Annotated in this window: 13 protein-coding genes and 1 tRNA gene; 3 read left to right on the top strand and 11 right to left on the bottom strand. The window is 56.3% G+C overall.

The features are described 5' to 3' along the window. Position 1 precedes the first annotated feature (1 nt). Both DUD43_RS09630 and DUD43_RS09625 read left to right on the top strand, forming a co-directional pair. Complete coding sequence (locus DUD43_RS09630; RefSeq protein WP_153230109.1) at positions 2 to 2,149, top strand: TonB-dependent receptor family protein; 2,148 nt, start codon at positions 2 to 4, stop codon at positions 2,147 to 2,149. A gap of 168 nt (positions 2,150 to 2,317) precedes the next feature. Further along, complete coding sequence (locus tag DUD43_RS09625) at positions 2,318 to 2,794, top strand: copper uptake system-associated protein (RefSeq protein WP_153230108.1); 477 nt, start codon at positions 2,318 to 2,320, stop codon at positions 2,792 to 2,794. Between the two features lie 94 nt (positions 2,795 to 2,888). Here DUD43_RS09625 and DUD43_RS09620 read toward each other — a convergent pair whose 3' ends face one another. Continuing rightward, complete coding sequence (locus DUD43_RS09620; RefSeq protein ID WP_026482645.1) at positions 2,889 to 3,173, bottom strand: hypothetical protein; 285 nt, start codon at positions 3,171 to 3,173, stop codon at positions 2,889 to 2,891. 243 nt (positions 3,174 to 3,416) lie between these two features. On the opposite strand from DUD43_RS09620, the gene DUD43_RS09615 reads away from it, so the two are divergent. After that, positions 3,417 to 4,727, top strand: coding sequence for a ParB/Srx family N-terminal domain-containing protein (locus tag DUD43_RS09615; RefSeq protein ID WP_153230107.1), 1,311 nt, complete (start codon positions 3,417 to 3,419; stop codon positions 4,725 to 4,727). A 75-nt stretch (positions 4,728 to 4,802) separates the two neighbouring features. On the opposite strand, the gene DUD43_RS09610 is transcribed toward DUD43_RS09615, so the two are convergent. From DUD43_RS09610 to DUD43_RS09565, 10 genes are all read right to left on the bottom strand, one after another. Then, complete coding sequence (locus DUD43_RS09610) at positions 4,803 to 5,456, bottom strand: hypothetical protein (RefSeq protein WP_153230106.1); 654 nt, start codon at positions 5,454 to 5,456, stop codon at positions 4,803 to 4,805. Between the two features lie 104 nt (positions 5,457 to 5,560). Next, positions 5,561 to 5,926 (bottom strand): hypothetical protein, encoded by a 366-nt coding sequence (locus tag DUD43_RS09605; RefSeq protein ID WP_153230105.1) that lies wholly within the window; start codon positions 5,924 to 5,926, stop codon positions 5,561 to 5,563. Between the two features lie 375 nt (positions 5,927 to 6,301). Then, a tRNA-Pro gene (locus DUD43_RS09600) sits at positions 6,302 to 6,378 on the bottom strand. A 213-nt stretch (positions 6,379 to 6,591) separates the two neighbouring features. Beyond that, on the bottom strand, positions 6,592 to 8,124 hold the full coding sequence (locus DUD43_RS09595; RefSeq protein ID WP_153230104.1) for a M81 family metallopeptidase: 1,533 nt from the start codon (positions 8,122 to 8,124) through the stop codon (positions 6,592 to 6,594). A gap of 19 nt (positions 8,125 to 8,143) precedes the next feature. Continuing rightward, on the bottom strand, positions 8,144 to 9,325 hold the full coding sequence (locus DUD43_RS09590; RefSeq protein WP_153230103.1) for a YgeY family selenium metabolism-linked hydrolase: 1,182 nt from the start codon (positions 9,323 to 9,325) through the stop codon (positions 8,144 to 8,146). After that, the gene (locus DUD43_RS09585) at positions 9,316 to 10,251 is read right to left on the bottom strand and encodes an N-carbamoyl-D-amino-acid hydrolase (RefSeq protein ID WP_153230102.1); all 936 of its coding nucleotides are present in this window, start codon (positions 10,249 to 10,251) and stop codon (positions 9,316 to 9,318) included. Before DUD43_RS09585 ends, DUD43_RS09590 begins: the two co-directional genes overlap by 10 nt. Before the next feature lie 119 nt (positions 10,252 to 10,370). Continuing rightward, positions 10,371 to 12,014, bottom strand: a complete 1,644-nt coding sequence (locus tag DUD43_RS09580; protein WP_153230101.1) for a dipeptide ABC transporter ATP-binding protein — start codon at positions 12,012 to 12,014, stop codon at positions 10,371 to 10,373. 24 nt (positions 12,015 to 12,038) lie between these two features. Beyond that, positions 12,039 to 12,878 (bottom strand): ABC transporter permease, encoded by an 840-nt coding sequence (locus DUD43_RS09575; RefSeq protein ID WP_009454332.1) that lies wholly within the window; start codon positions 12,876 to 12,878, stop codon positions 12,039 to 12,041. Between the two features lie 27 nt (positions 12,879 to 12,905). Continuing rightward, positions 12,906 to 13,847, bottom strand: a complete 942-nt coding sequence (locus DUD43_RS09570) for an ABC transporter permease (RefSeq protein ID WP_009454334.1) — start codon at positions 13,845 to 13,847, stop codon at positions 12,906 to 12,908. Next, on the bottom strand, positions 13,844 to 15,442 hold the full coding sequence (locus DUD43_RS09565) for an ABC transporter substrate-binding protein (RefSeq protein WP_153230100.1): 1,599 nt from the start codon (positions 15,440 to 15,442) through the stop codon (positions 13,844 to 13,846). The genes DUD43_RS09570 and DUD43_RS09565 overlap by 4 nt, the downstream gene beginning before the upstream one ends. Positions 15,443 to 15,481: the final 39 nt, after the last annotated feature.

The following is a 15,481-nucleotide window of genomic DNA, read 5'->3' as shown; positions in this document are numbered from 1 at the left end:
TATGTCCATCTTTTCTGTTTCTGCACAGGCATGCGCCGTGCAGGCCGCCCCCTTTCTGCCCTCTGTCCCATTGGCCCAAGGATCAGCACGCGCACGACTCAGCGTCCTGACTTTGGCCTTGCTGTTTTCCAGTTCCTGGGCCAGCCTTGCCCATGCACAGACGCCAACGCTGGCCCCCGTCGTCGTCACTCCGGAGCGTGGCAAAAGCCTGACTGTCCCGGACCTGCAAACTGCTCAAAAAACCATTGAGCAAACCGCGGGCGGTGTCGCTCTGGTGCCCGAAAGCGCTTGGCGTGATACCAAAGCCGCTACCGTCAAAGACATGCTCGACTACACACCGGGGGTATTTGCGCAACCCAAATGGGGTGATGATGCGCGCCTGTCCATACGTGGCTCGGGCCTGTCACGTTATTACCATCTGCGCGGCATCAGCCTGTACCAAGATGGCATTCCACTGAACGACCCGGACGGCAGCAGCAATTTTCATCGTATCGACCCTACGGCCTACCGTTATACCGAAGTCTATAAAGGTGCCAATGCCTTGCAATACGGAGCCGCCACCTTGGGCGGAGCCATCAACTTCGTGACCCCTACCGGCCATGATGCCGACGTCTTTCAGGGGCGCCTGGATGCGGGTAGTTTTGGTTGGCGACGCGTGCAGCTGAGCAGCGGCTTTGCAGGCGAGAAACTGGATGGCGTGATTTCCGGCTCCTGGCAAACCCAGGATGGTTATAGAGAACAAAGTGCAGGTCACTCCCTGCGGGCAAATGCAAACCTGGGCTGGCGTTTGTCAGACCAAGCAGAAACCCGTTTTTACCTGAGCGGTTATCAGATTCACCAGGATATTCCCGGCTCCGTCAGCCGCGATCAGGCTCTGAATAATCCACGGCAAGCCGCCAAGGAAAACAAGGAGCACGACTGGCAGCTCAACCTGGACGGTGGCCGCATTGCCAACCGCACAGTGCTGATCATGGGAGAGACGCAGTACGAGCTGGGCGGCTGGTTTGAACAAAGCTCGTTGCGACACCCTATTTATCAGTTTGTTGATAGGGACACGAGCAGCTACGGCGCTTACGGCAGGTTGGTCAGCACCAGCCCGCTTGCGGGCAGAGACAATCGCTTCACGTTGGGCCTGACCTGGTCGGCAGGCAAAATTGATGCCAAAAACTCGGTAAACGTGGGGGGCAAACGGCTGGAGAAACTGTCTGCCAGCAAAGACAGATCCAACAACCTGAGCGCCTATGCCGAAAACGCCTGGAGTCTAGGCTCGGACTTATCCCTGATCACCGGCCTGCAATACTTGCATGCTCAACGCAAACGCCAGGATCTGTACAACGGCGGCCTGCCCACTACCCGATCCGGGGACAAGAGCTACAACTTCTTTAACCCCAAATTAGGGCTATTGTGGGATGCAGGTCCGCAGTGGCAAATCTACGGCAATATTTCCCGCAGCGCCGAACCGCCTACGTTTGACGACATGACGTTCTCGACCAGCAATGATCTGGATCGCCTGCAAGCTCAACGCGCCACCACCTTCGAAATTGGCACCCGAGGAGAAAGCGGGGACGTGGCCTGGGATGTCTCGCTGTATCATGCGCGCGTCAAAAATGAGCTCCAATGCATCAGCGCGCCCTGGAACATTTGCGACAAGACCGTTAACGCGGATCGCAGCACTCACCAGGGCATAGAGCTGGGTGTGCAATGGACAGCCGCCCGTGGTTTGTTGGTGCAAGGTCTGCAAAGTGACAGTCTGGACATCAAAGGCGCCTACACCTACAGCAACTTCAAGTTCGACAACGATCAGGACTGGAACAACAATCAAATGCCCGGTGTGCCCAAGCACTATCTGCGCGCAGAGATTATTTACAAGCACCCTTCGGGCTTTCACATTGGTCCCAATGTGGAATGGGTGCCGCAGGCTTACTACGTAGACAACGCCAACACCACCAAAACCAGTTCCTATGCCTTGCTTGGCGTGCGAGCTGGCTGGGAGCGCGGCCCCTACTCCTTCTATATAGACGGCCGCAACCTGACAGATCGTCGATACATCGCCAGTGCCAGTATTACGGACTACGCCACCGCCTCCTCGCCCTTGTTCGAGCCAGGTACAGGGCGATCTGTCTTTGCCGGTGTGCAGATCCAGTATTGATTCCGCTTTTTTATCTTTTCAAGGGCTTTGCCATGCACGTCACATCACAGCTGCTGATCCTTGCATGTCGGATCACGGCCCCCAGGCTGCCAAGCAGTCAGATGAGCACTCTGCTCGGGGCGAAAGCCCCACCCTGTCCTTTATTAGCTTGAGAAACAAGGAGTTTTCATGAAAATAGCTTCACAACATCACCGGACCTTCAAGGTGACACTCCATGGCCTTTTCTTCGCCGTGGCTTTGCTCGTCTTGTTCGCCATGCTCACAGGCGTGGCTCGTGCAGCGCCTCCAGAGGCCGATCGTATCTCCCACGCCATGAAAGCGATTTGGGACAGCCCCGAAGCGCCTCTGGTGGTGGAGCCTATCGTGATCGAGGGTGACTACGCCCTGGCCGGCTGGACGCAACTGACGCGTGGTGGTCGTGCGCTATTGAAGAGTCGCCATGGGGAATGGAGTGTTCATATGTGCGGCGGCGATGGCTTGAACGATGTAGAGACCCTGACCATGGCCGGCATGAGCGCTGAAGCAGCAGAGCGCCTGGTCAAGAACACCAGCGAAGCAGAAGCCAAACTGCCCGCCGAGGTGACCGCCAAATTCTCCACCTTTGGAGACAATATGGTGGTGGATCACAACCATCACCCGGACTAATCCAGACAGGGAAACCCGCTGCGCAAAGACTGAGTCAGCAAGGAATCACTGTGCCTGGCTACCGGATCGCCGGATCGCCGGGCCGCAGCTTGCTCTACTCAGTCCGAGTGTGGTCATGCCCGCACTGACCACACTTCTTGCGCGGAAACGGCGAATAGCTGGTGAACAAGCTCTGGCTGCCCATGAACGGCGACAAGCCACAGGTCGGGCAACTAAAAACCGTCATCGCCACCAGGCCCTGACCCAGAATGTAGAAGCCAAACACCAAAAACCCGAACGTACCCAAGACGCGGTCCAGTATCGGCAGCCCAAAATACAAGGCGACCAGGAGCACAACATTGAACAGGGTAAACAGCCAGGCTTTTTTGTAGAGCGACATCAATGACCTTTTAGAATCAGCTCCCACAGCCTGGAAGTGACTTATCGATTTAATTCAAGCGTGGCTAGTTTACGGGATTCAGTCCGCCTTGGAGGGGACTGAGCAAGCTGGTCACAATTTCGCCCCAGATCATAACAAGCAGCCATCTATCCGGCACAAGCGATGAATGTTTCTGAATGCAATGTTCTGGCAATACCCATCCTTCATGATCTAGGATCTTCCAACAAAATCCCCTAACGGACCATGAACCTCGCTTCTTTGCACTCTCTTGTCCCCGCCCGACAACAGCTTCTGCGTGTCCTGGGTATCGCCCTGCTGCCCTTGGCCTTGGCAGCCTGCGACAGCGGTTCCAGCACAGGCGGCAATAACTCACCCGAAGCCCCTGTCGTTACGCCACCCGTCACTGAAGAGCCGGAACCCCCTCGCAACACCGCCTATCTGGACAGCAAAGCAGGCGATGTCATCAAAGTCCGCATCGAAGAACTGCATCCCACCCAGGCTGCCATTGGCTACGATCAGGTCTACTACAAGCTCGGCCGCTGGCAAGGCGATCTGGATCGCCCTACCTGGGCTAACAACTCCAAGCAGCAACTGGACTACCTGAATCGCACCATCGGCAAGAAGTTTGACGACTACTGCGAGGATATGGGCGGCACCGAGCGCGCCCAGAAATTTCTGACCATTGCTGAGGTTCAAGCTGCCCGCCTGGACCAGCCCACCACCTATCTGTGTAAAGACCCGTTGGGCTCGCAAACAGAAAACCTTAAAACCGTGGTCGTAGGCTGGGACGGCAATCTGTACCTGACCGATGGCCACCACACTTTCTCCTCTCTGCGCGAGATCCCTGACGGCGGCCCCAAACTGCCCGTCTGGGTTAAAGTCAGCGCCAACTACAGCGATATCCGCGAGGCCTCTGCCTTCTGGGAGCGCATGAGCAAAGAAAAACTGGTCTGGCTGCGTGATGGTGAAAACCAGGCTATTACCGTCGAACAACTGCCCACCCGTGTTGGCCTGGCCAGCGAAAAAGAAGCCGGTGGCATGCAGGAAGACCGCTATCGCTCCCTGGCGTATTTCACCCGCGACGTTGCTTATAACAACGGCAATCTGCCTGAATACGCGGAATTTCTGTGGGGCGACTGGCTGCGTCGCCAGGCTTCAGAGGGCCAACTGGCCAAGCTGGACGAATACCTGATGGCCCCACCCGCCACACCGGCCCAGATTCTGGCTGTCAGCACTTTGAACAAGGCCTTGAAACCCGGTGGCTCGGACGACAGTTACGCGGCTGCCGTGCGTGATGCCTCTCTGAAAATGACGGCGCTGAAAGACTCGGATCTGGTCTTTGAAGACCGCGATGCGGCAGCCTTAGGCCGTATCGTCCTGGAAGCTGACGCTGCCAGTGACTCCGTCACTAAAACAGCTCGCGACACCTTGGAAGAACTGCCACGCGATGACGTTAAATCCGACGGCAGCCCACGGGGTGCTGGCAAGCTGTGGTTTGCGGTGAACTACCGCAATTGCGGCAAGCCTGCGGCGGGGACTTGCTGGGGTTGGTAATTAAACCACTCAGGATCTAGTCAAATAAAAAGCCCGCATTGCGGGCTTTTTTACAGCCTTACCTCGCCTGCGTTTCTATTGCGCAACCCTACCGAGCACAATTGCATAACTACCTTGCACCGCAGCTTGAACTGACACATCAGACAACTGGAGTGTCATATGTTTGCCTTTATGAAGCGACAGCCTATCAGCAACAAACGCTTTCCCATCAGCAAACACAGAGTAAGCTACCAAAGGCTGATCCTGATTAAGGTCATTCGTGACCTTAATCGAAAAACTCATCACCAAAGCACTTGCGGCGACCTTCCCTTTCGTGGCGGACTTAATACGCTCTTTAATTTGAGTAGGGATAACCAAGCCGAGCAACATATTCTCATGGGAGCGAAAATTGATATGTTCCTCAGAAAACAGCTTATCGCTACCAGCGGCATCCAAGGCAACAGGCAACTCAAATCGGGCATAAGAATTCATTCGCTGCTGATAGCATTCCACATACTTTGCATCTTTGAATATGCCAGGAATAGCTTGCTGAGCTTCCAGCAGGGAATTAGAGGGCTTGCGAGAATCTTCATAATGATTGCAAGCACTAACCTCGACCGTCAGTTCACCGGGCAGCATCTTGCCTGCACCACCCTCAAGCTCGCTAAGTTTGATTTCAGTACTGATATTCGTTTTACATGCGGCCAGCAATGCTAGCAACGCAATCGCCCCAACGTTTACAACACGCATCTCACGGCTCCTCAGTTTCTTGTAATTAGTTGAACGCCCGCCTCACGGCTTGGACAGTGTTCCCACTTAATTCTTCACAGGATGTCGCACAGGCAGCATGTGCCCTATCTTGCCAAGAAAAACACAAGAACTAATATCGCGATCAGGACAATAATGCCAGACATCACTTGCTGCGATTTAGCACCTTCGGCTTCAATAGCCTCTGCCTGGGCAAGTTTTTCAGTTGCACTTTGGTTAGCCATGGCTGTCTGTGCATTTAACTCTTCAATGTAAAGCGCCTCAAAGGTTGCTCTATCTTCTTCTGGAAGCGACAAAAGATAGGCTTGGACCTCATCTTGTAAATCCAGGCTCAATTGATGGATATTACGATCCTGCGCCAATCCCTCGGATAGCGCATCAGAAAACTCTTCGGCTTTTTTTCGAGCTAACGGTCTCAATCGCTTGATTAACTCTACATCCACGCTGTCCACTACTGCTCTCCAGAACAATAATTAAAATCGCATGCTAGCAGATTAAAGAGAGACAAAGCTCAAAAATAAGTGCTGCAGAATCTATTGAGGAAAATTGTGGGAATAAACGAAGAGCGCTATTCCGTTCATTCTTGTATCAGAGCAGAAAAGAACCGAAAGGTAAGCGAGGCCGATATGCCATGAAAATAGCTTTTAAATGTGCACTCACTTTTTATTTTAGTAAGTACTCTGCTCATACCAGAAACAGAACTAGAACTGCCGGCAGAACACGCTCACAAGCACACAGGCGAGAAGAGGGAGAAGCTCGTGGAAACAGAATTCCCCGCAGCAATGAAAAAAGGCCTACAGCAAAAATGCTGTAGGCCTTTTTAAATTTGGTCGGAACGGAAGGATTTGAACCTTCGACCCCTTGCACCCCATGCAAGTGCGCTACCAGGCTGCGCTACGCCCCGAAAGAATTAAACTATAACCCTGTTCTTCCTTTCTTGCAAGTGTTTTTTAGATTTTTTCTTTCGATTTGAGATTATTGATAGTTAATCCCGGCACCGATCGAAATCCACACTTCTCTGAACAGGCGGTCTGATTTTCAAAGCTCGTTTTACCGAGCTAATCTGCATCAAAACCGTGAAGGCAGGAGTATACCTACTTGGGTAAAAAATGCAAAGCTATTGTGAACAGGCCCGTCCTTCTGATTGCATGATTCGCCATTGGGACAGGCTGGGGCCACCGGGATACAGCAGGCGCTCTGCCGGTAAACGCTCCCACGGCAAGTCTGTTGTGCGCATGGAAACTCCTCCCGGTGCTGCTCCGACAATGATGCGGTCGCTGATGCTGCCAAAGTCCGCCCTGAAGTGCACGGCGCTTTTCAGGACCAGTACCTTCAACTGCTCCGGCTCTATTCCAACAAAACGGAACATGCTTTGATCCGCCATCTGCGACTTGTAGGAGGCCAGCACGATACGCACGCCTTCTATGCGCAAACAGGCGCTGGGGCCCAGGTTCATGGCACAGCCTGCGTAGTACGGGCCGGTGGCGCGGAACTGGCCATCGGATACGGACTCGATATAAAAGCGTGCATGCAAGGGCATATCACCGGGGACACCGGATTTACCGCCCAGAGACAGTTCGATGGTTTTACCGGCCCCTGCCTGGTGCACCAGAGTGGCGCTTTCCGGGTCCACGATCAAGCCTAAAGCGGCATCAGATACCTTGGCCTTCAGCAAAGCGCGCAAGAGCCCACAGGTATCGGAGCTGGCACCCCCGCCGGGATTGTCATGTGCATCGGCAATGATCACCGGGCCTTTACCAGGGTGACTCAGCGCCCATTGCACGGCTTCGTCCGGTTCGTACAGCTTGCCTTGGAAGCCTTGGGCTTTATCAAGCACCTCGTCCAGAAAGGTTGCCAAACGGCTATCGGCTTCTTCCTGCGTCTGGGCATAGGCCCACAAGACCGCTCCGCATTCGGGCACGTCCGCAGCAGGAAAGCCCATGGCGAACGACACGCTCCCCTCGCCTTCTATTTCTTCCAGCGATGACAAGTGGCGGTACAGGCTGGCCGCCGGTTCCATCTCGGTGCTTTGCCAGATCGCCGGGATCAAGAAAGGCAATCGATGCCAGGCCAGCTTGGGGCGACGACCGCTTTGCAGACAGCGCATCAGCGCCTGAAAAGTACGCTCGCCCGTTTGCCCCATATCCACATGCGGGTAGGTTTTGTAAGCCACCAGCATGTCGGCCTGCGCCAGCATGGTGTCGCTGACATTGGCGTGCAAGTCCAGACTGGCGACCACTGGCACATCCGGCCCCACCATCTCGCGCACCAGAACCAGCAAATGCCCTTCCCCATCATCGCGGTGCTCAGCCACCATGGCGCCATGCAAGTCCAGATACACCGCATCGACCGGCAACACTTGCTCCAGGCGGTACAGAATCTCCGCCACGATTGCCTCGTAAGTCATGGCCTCGACGGGCGCAGAAGGACTGGCAGCGGCCCACAGTAGCGGGACGCACTCGACCCCGGCCTGTGCAGCAGCAGCCATAAACCCGGCTGCCGGAATATTGGCCCCACGCAAGGCGGGCTCAATGGCCTCGGCCCGGCACATACCTGGCCAGCCGCCCCCATGCTCAAAGTCCGCCATCGTTGCCATGGCCGGGCCAAAGGTATTGGTCTCGTGCTGAAAACCCGCTACTGCAATACGCATCACTTGTCTCCGATTGCTCTTACGCTTGTCCCGCCAGTTGGATACACAGCTGTTCGTAAATGTCCTCGGCCCCCAGAACATCGTCGATCGCTACCGATTCATCAGCCGTATGTGCCTGTGCCTCCTCGCCCGGCCCCAGACCGATAGTAGGAATACCACGCCGCCCGGCAGATTCGGAACCATTGGTGCAAAACCACCAGGTATCCATTTCCACCACACGCCCGGCTTGCTGAACCGCTTGCACCATGGCTTGAGCCAAAGGTGCCGACTCATCCAGCCGCCAGGCGGGCAAGTCCCGCTCCGGGCTGGCCTGCTGACCTGTATAGGTTTGTACCTGACTGTCCACCAGTTCCAGCGAAAAGCCCTCCACACCGGCATCCTGCAAGCATTGCTCCATTTGTTTCAGCACCGATTCGCTGCTTTCTCCGACCAAAGTGCGACGATCAAAACGCACCGTAACGGACGAAGGTATCAGGGAAATGGAAGGATGCGGGTCGGAAATGATGTCAGTAGGCACCAGCAAAGCTTGGCCCACTTGTGCATCTTTGGGCAAATCCAGCGTTTGCAAAGCAGAAATAGCCTTGGCTGCCGCCTGAATCGGATTCACCCCCAGATGAGGCAAGGCCGCATGGGCTGGACGGCCTTGCAAGCGCAACAGAATCTCTTGCCGCCCTTTCTGGCCCACCATGATGCGCAAACGCGATGGCTCACAAATCACCACAGCAGCCGGCGTGCATTGCTCCAGAGCGTGTGACAAGGCATAGCCTTCAATCACTTCCTCCATCACACTGGCAGACACAGCAATACGCTGCTTCAAGGCACCACTACGAGCCGCTGCCGCCGCGCCACACAGGGCGGCGGCCAAGCCTGCCTTCATATCACTGGTGCCGCGCCCATACATGCGGCCATCCTTGATCTGCGCCCCAAAAGGCTCAACCGTCCAGGTTCCGGCGATAGGCACCACATCCATATGGGCATCAAACAACAGGGCCAGCGGAGCCTGGGCCGGGCCTACAAAGCCCAACACCGACCCCTTGTCGTCCACGCTGATCTGGTCAAAGCCCAACTCCCGCATGACTTGCTGCACAAAGTCCGCCATGGCCTGCTCTTGCCCGGACAGGCTAGGGATACGCACAAAGGCTTGCGTCAGACTGACCGCATCCCAGGCCAGGTCCATTTTTTTATGTTCGTTCACGCCCATGGCACCACCGCTCCACGTTGCGAGCTGATCAGGCCATACGCTTCTGGCCGACGATGACGCTCAAAGTTGAAGGTTGTGCTCTTGTAGGACTGGCACAGATCCAGATCGCAGCGGGCAACCGCCAGCTCATCACCCTTGGTCGAGCAAGCCGCAACAATCTCGCCAGACGGCGCAATGATGGCGCTGCCACCAATCATCTCGATGCCCTCTTCACTCCCCGCCTTGGCCACCCCCACCACCCAGGTGCCGTTCTGATAGGCCCCGGCCTGCATCACCAGATGGTTATGGAACATGGACAGATCGTCGTGCTCCGGTGCGGGCGGATTATGAACCGGCGTGTTGTAGCCCAGCATGACCATTTCCACGCCCTTCAAACCCATGACACGGTAGGTTTCCGACCAGCGGCGGTCGTTGCACAAGGCCATGCCCATCACGCCCCCGAAAGCCGACCACACACCGAACTCGTGACCGGGCTCGAAGTAGTATTTCTCCAGATGCTGAAATGCACGCCAGGGCTCATCCTGGCCGTGACCGGGCAAATGCACCTTGCGATACTTGCCCACAATCGTGCCGGTTTTATCGACCAGAATGGACACGTTGAAGCGACGCTTCACACCGTTCTCGATGACCAGCTCGGCATAGCCCAGGTAGAAACCAATCTGCAATTTGGCAGCGGCATCAAACAAGGGCTGAGTGTCCGGCCCCGGCATCTGGGTTTCATAAAAACAATCAAAATCGGAAATATCCTCGCTGAACCAGCGCGGGAAAAACGTGGTCAGTGCCAGCTCGGGAAACACCACCACATCAACATCCATTTTCTTGGCCTGATGCAAATGGGCCAGCAAGCGGTCAACCACCTGTTTTTTAGTTTCGTTGCGTGCGATAGGGCCCAACTGAGCCGCTGCTACATTGACAAACCTGGACATGAGATTTGAACTCCATCAACAATTAAGATCCGCCCTAGGCGGGATTCGGTACGCCCTGCCTCTTTCCAGAAGCGGGATTTAGCCCTGCACGATCAACACAGCCTCAACAGCCGTGTTAATCAGGCATAAGCACAAAAATTCTGAAAATCCCAATGCACACCGGGTGCGGATTCCACCAGTTCACGGGTGTAAGCCTGGCTAGGCTGGCTAATGACACGCCCTGGGTCTCCGGCCTCCACAATCCGACCCTTTTGCATCACCACGATGCGGTCAGAAATCTGCGCGGCAACACGCAAGTCATGGGTAATGAACAGGATGGCCACGCCGGTTTTGCGCTTGATATCGACCAGCAACTTGAGCACCTGCTCTTGCACCAGCACATCCAGCGCCGACACGGATTCGTCCGCAATCAGCACATCCGGCTCCATCACAATGGCGCGGGCCAGACAAAGCCGTTGCCGCTGACCACCCGAGAACTGATGCGGATAGCGCTCCAGCACATCGGCGTCCAGGCCCACAATGGACAAAACTTCGGTCACGCGTTCAATAGCGACTTTGGGATCGACGCCGATGTTGTGCATGCCTTCTGTCAAAGACTGGCCAATCGTCACGCGAGGATTCAGCGAGCGATACGGGTCCTGAAACACGATCTGCACTTTGCGCCGCTGCGCCAGGCTGCGGTCCTTGCAGGCGGCGGGCAAGGTTTCACCATTCAGGGTGATTTGCCCCGAGCTGGCCTCAACCAGGCCAATAATGCAGCGCGCCAAAGTGGACTTGCCCGAGCCGGACTCCCCCACGACACCCAGCACTTCATCACGGCGTATATCCAGATTGATGTCGCTGAGCGCGTGCATCTTGCGCCCCTTGGAGAACCAGCAGTCCGAGCCATAGACCTTGCCCAAACCACGGGCGCTCAGCACGACCTCGTTTTGCACTTCCTCTTTTGCAGGCGGATGCACATTGGGCACGGAAGCAATCAGGGAGCGGGTATAGGCTTCTTTGGGGTTGGACAGAATCTGCTGACACGTGCCCATCTCCACACTATCGCCACGCTTCATCACCAGAATCCGGTCGGCAATATCCGCCACCACTCCAAAGTCGTGCGTCACGAAGATCACCGAGGTACCGCATTCGCTTTGCAGTTCCTTGATCAGACTCAAAATCTGCTTCTGCGTGGTCACGTCCAGTGCCGTGGTGGGTTCATCCGCAATCAACAAACGTGGTTGCAAGATCAAGGCCATGGCAATCATGATGCGCTGGCGCTGACCACCAGACAGCTCATGCGGATAGGCCATGAAGAGCTTTTCCGGCTCCGGCAAACGCACACGCTCCAGCATATTGATCACACGTTGGCGACGCTCCTGCCGGGAGCTGTTCTTCTCGTGGATACGGATCACTTCGTCGATCTGTTCACCCACCCGCTGCACTGGATTCAGGGCTGTCATGGGCTCCTGAAACACCATGGACATGGCCGAAGCGCGCAAGGACAGCAAATGCTCCTTGTTCATGGTCAGCAGGTTCTCGCCCATCAACTCGATACTGCCCTGGCTGACACGCAAGGTATCGGGCGGCAGCAAGCCCATGATGGCAAAGGAACTCAAGGATTTGCCCGAGCCGGATTCGCCCACAATACACAGGGTCTCGCCTGCATACACGTCGAAGCTGAGCTTGTTCACCAATTGGCGGGGATTAGCCGCTTTGGTTTCAATACACAAGTCCTTCACCGACAAAACACATTGGGGCTTGGTCGTAGAGGTATTCATTGTTATGTCTCCTGCCCTCGTCACTTACAGCCGTGTGACCAGCTTGGGATCCAGAGCATCGCGCAAGGCGTCGCCCAGGACGTTGATACTGAGAATGGTGATGGACAGCACAATGCCGGGGTACAGCACGATGCCGGGAATCAGCTGAAAGTACAGGCGACCTTCAGCGATGATGTTGCCCCAGGAGGCCATCTCGGGAGGGATGCCCGCCCCCAGGAAACTCAGGATCGCTTCCAGCAGCACCGCCGAAGCAAACACATAAGTGCCCTGCACAATCAAGGGTGCGAAGGTGTTGGGGAACATATGGCGCGACAAAATCACGTAGGCCGAGGTCCCCACCGTCATGGCCGCTTCCACATACGGCTCGGAACGCACGCTAAGAATCACGCCCCGTACCAGCCGCGTCATGCGAGGGATCTCCGGGATGGCTATGGCGATCAGTACCGTGGTCAGGCTGGCACCGGACACCGACACCAGCGCAATGGCCAGCAAGATGCCAGGGATAGCCATCACCCCATCCATCACTCGCATGATGACCGCGTCCAGACGACGGAAATAACCCGCCAGCGAACCCAGAATCACGCCAAAGAACACGCTGATGGCCAGGACACCGAAACCCACCATGAAGGACACTTGCGCCCCGTACACCACACGGGAATACAGATCCCGGCCCAGCGCATCCGTCCCCAGCCAGAACTGCTCGGAAGGCGGTTGCAAACGCACGCTGGGGTCCAGTTGAGTGGGATCTTGCGTTCCCAGAAAGGGAGCAAAAATCGCCATGGCAGCCATCAGGATCAGGAACAGCAAGGCGGCACGGGCCGAATTGCTGGCGACCACTTTCTTCAATTTGTTGAGCTTTTGCATATTGTTCTACCTGTAAAAAGCGAGGGCTCAATAATCGATACGGGGATCGACCAGCATGTAGGAGATATCAATCAGCAGATTCACCCCTACATACACCAGCGAAAACAGCACGATCAGGCTCTGAATCACCGTAAAGTCGCGGGACAGCACCGCATCCAGCACCAACCGTCCCAGCCCCGGAATGTTGAAGACCGATTCCGTTACCACCACCCCGCCGATCAGCATGGTGATGCTGATGCCGATAATCGTCAGGATGGGAACCGCCGCATTGCCCAGGGCGTGACGTGTCAGGACACGACGCTCGTTCAGGCCTTTGGCACGGGCAGTGCGGATGTAGTCCTCGTTCAAGGTATCGATCACACTGGTGCGCACAATGCGGGTAATCAGGGCGATATACACCGTACCCAGGGATACCGCAGGCAGAATCAAATGCCGCAAGTGCTCCCAAAGACCTTCACTCAGGGGCTTGTAGCCCTGTACCGGCAACCAGCGCAGCTCCAGCGAGAACAGCAGAATCAACAAGTAAGCCACGATGAATACCGGCACAGAGAACCCGGCAACCGACCCGGCCATCACAAAGCGATCCAGAGACTTGCCTCTGTACCAGGCCGAGCACACCCCCAGCGGAATCGAAATAGCCAGGGTGTAGGCCAACGTCAACAAGGTCAGCGAAACCGTAGGTCCCAGACGATCCAGCACCAGATCCTTGACCGGACGGCTGGAGATCAGGGACGTGCCAAAGTCCCCTTGCACCATGCTGCCCAGCCACTGCACGAACTGCACCGGCACGGGCTGGTCCAGCCCCATCTGGTGACGGATTTCCGCGATCTGTGCATCTGTCGCGTTATCCCCCGCCACCAGCACCGCGGCATCGCCATGTGTCATGCGCAGGACCACAAAGATCACCAGCGCCACAATCAGCAATACCGGGATGGTGGCCAGTACGCGCTTGAAAATAAGCCCAATCATCGCTTCTCCACATTCCAGAAGACCGGAACCGGGGTTTGCAGAAAGCCATTCAGGTTCTTGCGCACGGCACTAACCATCTTGAACTCACCCAGGGGGACGATCACACCTTCATCCATGATGTGTTTTTGCAGGTCCGTGGCCAAACGACCCAGCTCGGACTCGCCGCTGGCGCGGGCAAATTCCATGCGTGTCTTTTCAATGGCAGGAACATCCGGCCAGCCAAACCAGGCCTTGTCCCCGTTAGAGGCTACCGCCATGAAGCTCAGCGGATTGCTCACGTCCACCAGACCCGAATAGGTGGTGATGATGCTCCAGCCACCCTCTTGCACGGGACGCTTGGAGGTGCGACGTGTCTGCACGGTTTGCCAGTCCATGGCTTCCACGTTGACGGTGAAACCGGCATTGCGCAGTTGCTGGGCAATCACCGGCACCACGGGCGAGGTCAGGAAGTCAGTGGGATGCAGCAAGACCACGGGCTCGCCCTTGTAACCGGCCTGCTCCAGCAGTTTTTTCGCACCGGCGGCATCACCCTTGAAGTAGGCTTCAGAACCGGCTTGTGACGGGAATACGCTGTGGCAGCCAAACACCGCCCCACACGTTTCAAAGTATTCCGGGTTGCCGACCTGCGCCTGCATCAAGGGCTTCTGGTTCAGCGCCATCATGGCGGCCTGACGTACTTGCTTGTTGTTGAATGGCGGCTGCAGGAAGTTAAAGCGCATCTCGGTCTGCGCACCCCGAGCCGTGGACGCATTCAGAACAATATCCGACTCGTTTTGCAGCAAGGGCAAGAGGTCCAGCTGAACCTGGTCGATCACATCAATCTCGCCACTGCGCAGCGCGTTCACCCCGGTCATGGCATCCGGCATGGCGACCCAACGCACACGGTCTACCTTGACCTGCTTGCCACCGGCCAAACCGCTGGCTGGCTCATTACGGGGTACGTAGTCCGGGTTTTTCTCGAACACCGCCTGCACGCCTGGGCGGTATTCCTTCTCCACAAATCGGAATGGTCCCGATCCCACGGTAGAAGTAATCGCCTGGCTGACGGGCGTGCGTGCCACATCCTTGGGCATGACGAACAAAGGCAAGGAGCTGGGCTTGCCCATGGCGCGCAGGGCAATATCGGTCGGGAAGGAGAACTGCATCACAAAGGAGCGATCATCCACGACCTCCATCTTGGTCAGGAACTCCGTCATGATCTGGCCCATCTTGTCCAGCTGAATCCAGCGCTTGATGGACTCGACCGCATCTTCAGCCGTGACGGGCGAGCCATCATGCCAGCGCAGGTTCTCACGCAAAGTCATGGTGTAGGTCTGGCCGTCCTCGGACACTTTCCAGCCTTCCAGCATCTGGGGTTTGACCTGTCCCTGCGCATCTTCTGCCAGCAAGGTGTCGTACACCATATAGCCGTAGTTGCGCACGATGTAGGAGGTGGTAATGACCGGGTCCAGGGAGCGCAAAGGCGCTTCCATCACGGCGGTCAGCGTGGTTTGAGCACTGACAGCCACGGGGGCAATAGCGGTGATGGCAAGGGCAGCCCAGACGGCGGCTAACGATTTGGCAGGACGCAAGCGGTCCTTAAGCAGGTTGCTCATGTTTTGTCTCTCCAGGTAGTTAAAAGCGGTCCGCCTTTG

The sequence above is a fragment of the Alcaligenes faecalis genome, from assembly GCF_009497775.1.
Lineage (GTDB): Bacteria > Pseudomonadota > Gammaproteobacteria > Burkholderiales > Burkholderiaceae_B > Alcaligenes > Alcaligenes faecalis_D.
Note: the sequence above shows the minus strand (reverse complement) of the source record. Positions and strands in the feature narration are given on the sequence as shown.

What these genes read in the sequence shown, in the direction of transcription:
- DUD43_RS09615 (WP_153230107.1), top strand. Translation starts at nt 3,417, where the DNA reads ATGAACCTCGCTTCTTTGCACTCTCTTGTCCCCGCCCGACAACAGCTT.
- DUD43_RS09620 (WP_026482645.1), bottom strand. Translation starts at nt 3,173, where the DNA reads ATGTCGCTCTACAAAAAAGCCTGGCTGTTTACCCTGTTCAATGTTGTG.
- DUD43_RS09565 (WP_153230100.1), bottom strand. Translation starts at nt 15,442, where the DNA reads ATGAGCAACCTGCTTAAGGACCGCTTGCGTCCTGCCAAATCGTTAGCC.
- DUD43_RS09625 (WP_153230108.1), top strand. Translation starts at nt 2,318, where the DNA reads ATGAAAATAGCTTCACAACATCACCGGACCTTCAAGGTGACACTCCAT.
- DUD43_RS09595 (WP_153230104.1), bottom strand. Translation starts at nt 8,124, where the DNA reads ATGCGTATTGCAGTAGCGGGTTTTCAGCACGAGACCAATACCTTTGGC.
- DUD43_RS09630 (WP_153230109.1), top strand. Translation starts at nt 2, where the DNA reads ATGTCCATCTTTTCTGTTTCTGCACAGGCATGCGCCGTGCAGGCCGCC.
- DUD43_RS09585 (WP_153230102.1), bottom strand. Translation starts at nt 10,251, where the DNA reads ATGTCCAGGTTTGTCAATGTAGCAGCGGCTCAGTTGGGCCCTATCGCA.
- DUD43_RS09575 (WP_009454332.1), bottom strand. Translation starts at nt 12,878, where the DNA reads ATGCAAAAGCTCAACAAATTGAAGAAAGTGGTCGCCAGCAATTCGGCC.
- DUD43_RS09580 (WP_153230101.1), bottom strand. Translation starts at nt 12,014, where the DNA reads ATGAATACCTCTACGACCAAGCCCCAATGTGTTTTGTCGGTGAAGGAC.
- DUD43_RS09610 (WP_153230106.1), bottom strand. Translation starts at nt 5,456, where the DNA reads ATGCGTGTTGTAAACGTTGGGGCGATTGCGTTGCTAGCATTGCTGGCC.
- DUD43_RS09570 (WP_009454334.1), bottom strand. Translation starts at nt 13,847, where the DNA reads ATGATTGGGCTTATTTTCAAGCGCGTACTGGCCACCATCCCGGTATTG.
- DUD43_RS09590 (WP_153230103.1), bottom strand. Translation starts at nt 9,325, where the DNA reads ATGGGCGTGAACGAACATAAAAAAATGGACCTGGCCTGGGATGCGGTC.